We start from the raw sequence: 2,101 nt of genomic DNA on the forward strand, positions 1-2,101 counted from the left end.
GGGTTCCCCACCGGCTTCGTCGCCGACCCCGAGCGGCCCGTCCGGTCCCGCGCGCCCGGCGCACCCACGCCGGCTCTCGCGTCGACCGACGGCGCCGCTCCCGCTGCTACGCCCCCTGCGGCGACCCCTGCGGCGACCCCTGCCACCAGCACCGGGGCGACCGCCGCAACCACCAGCGCGACCACCGCCGCAACCACCAGCGCGACCACCGAGTCGGCCGCCGCGGGCCGCCCCGCCGACCGGGTCGTCGCCCACACCCCGCCCCTGCCGGCGGGGGTGCTCGCCGGGCCCCTGGTCGTCACCGTCACCGGCGAGACCGACGCCCCGGACGCCGACTGGGTCGTCCGGGTCGGACTGCGCGGCCACGACCTCGTCACCGCCGTGCACCGGCACCGCGGCCCGGCGTCGCGGCAGGTCGTCGTCACCACCCCGCCGGTCGGCGCCGCCGTGGGCGAGGGCGACCGGCTGCGCGTCGAGATCGCCGGGCACCACTGGCCCGCACACGCCCGCAACCCGCACACCGGACAGGACCCGGCGCACGCGACCGACCTGCGCGCCGACCACCGCACCGTGCACGCGCTGCGCCTGGACCTGCCACACGTCCGACCCGGCCGCGACGAGGTCGCCGCGGCCGCCATCCCCGAGGAGGTCACCCTGTGACGGCACCGACCGTTCCCGTACTGCCGGTGGAGGCGCTGGTCGACCCGGTGGGCGGGATCGTCCGCCGGCTGGTCGACGTCGCCCCCGTGCCGGGGCTGCCCGCCGCGTACACCGCCGTCACCGCCGAGGTGTCCGACGCGCGCCGGCTCGGCGCCTGGCCCGCGGACCGGGTCAGCCTCGGCACCACCTTCGGCGACCGCGACGGCGCCCGCACCGCCGCACTCGGCGAGGCGGTCGAGCGCTACTGCGGCAACCGCGTCCCGCGCGACCTGCCGCTCACCACGGCCGCGGAGCTGCGCGCCGCGGGACACCGCTGCTGGGGGCCCGAGGAGCTGCCGCTGCTCGCGCACTGGCAGGACGGCCGTCCCTACCAGCGCTTCACCGAGGACCTACCGATCCGCTGGATCGCCGGCGTCGAGGCCGACGAGGAGCCGACCTGGCTGCCCGCCTCCTGGGCGCTGCTCAACCACCACAGCGGGGCCCGTCGCGCCGAACCCCGCTTCCACCACCTCAACTACGCCGGCATCGCCACCGGCGACGGCGCCGTCGACGCCCACCGGCGCGGCCTGCTCGAGCTCGTCGAACGCGACGCGCTGGAACGCTGGTGGCACCTCGGTCTGCCCTCCCACGGCATCGACCGGGCCTCGGTCCCCGGGCTCGACGCCGCGCTGGCCGGGGCCGCGTTCGACGTCCACCTCGTCGAGCTGCCCACCGAGTACCCGGCGGCCGTGGTCGGTGCCGTCGTCGTCGACCCGGAGACCGGGATCGTCGCCGGGGGCGGCGCCGCCCGTTTCGACGCCGCCGAGGCCGCCACCAAGGCGGTACTGGAGGCCGTCCACACCTGGGTGTTCACCCGCGGACTGCTCGACCCCGACGGCTGGGTGTACGCCTCGATCGACGCCGGTGTCCTCGCCCGCGGCCTCTACCTCGACCACCGCGCCGACCGCCGCTACCGCGACGACGCCGGCGGGCGCTACGCCGCCGTGCGCGACCTCGGCGCCCAGGTGCAGGTGTGGCTCGACCCGCGCGTGCAGGAGGAGCATCTGCCCCGGTTCACCGCGCCCGCGACCCGCGGCCCGCTGCGCACCGGGCCGGCCGGGGACCTCGCGTCGCTGACCGCCGCGCTGCTCGCCGACGGGCACCGCATCGCCCGCGTGGACCTCACCACTCCCGACGTCGCCGAGACCCCCTGGCGGGTGGTCCGCACCTGCGCCACCGGTCTCGTCCCCAACGCGCCCGCCGCGTTCCGGTACTGGGGGCTGCCCCGCTGGCGCGACACCGCCCGCGCCCACGGGCTCGGCCTCGACCCGGCCGCCGGTCCCGACGGGCTCGTGCACTGCCCGCCGCCGTTCCTGTGACGGTCCCGCCCCCGGGCGGGGCCGCACCGTGCCCGGGCCACGCCGCACCGGGGCCCGGACCGGACCCGCAGCGGGACCGGTCC

Annotated in this window: 2 protein-coding genes; both read left to right on the forward strand. The window is 78.5% G+C overall.

The genetic code is table 11. The annotated features are described in order from the left end of the window. Positions 1–660 (forward strand): CocE/NonD family hydrolase C-terminal non-catalytic domain-containing protein (locus NH602_RS30410; protein WP_253069630.1); only part of this gene is annotated, 660 nt, incomplete at its 5' end. Continuing rightward, positions 657–2,018, forward strand: coding sequence for a YcaO-like family protein (locus tag NH602_RS30415; RefSeq protein ID WP_253069631.1), 1,362 nt, complete (start codon positions 657–659; stop codon positions 2,016–2,018). The genes NH602_RS30410 and NH602_RS30415, both read left to right, overlap by 4 nt. Positions 2,019–2,101: the final 83 nt, after the last annotated feature.

Source organism: Pseudonocardia sp. McavD-2-B (assembly GCF_024124365.1).
Lineage (GTDB): Bacteria > Actinomycetota > Actinomycetes > Mycobacteriales > Pseudonocardiaceae > Pseudonocardia > Pseudonocardia alni.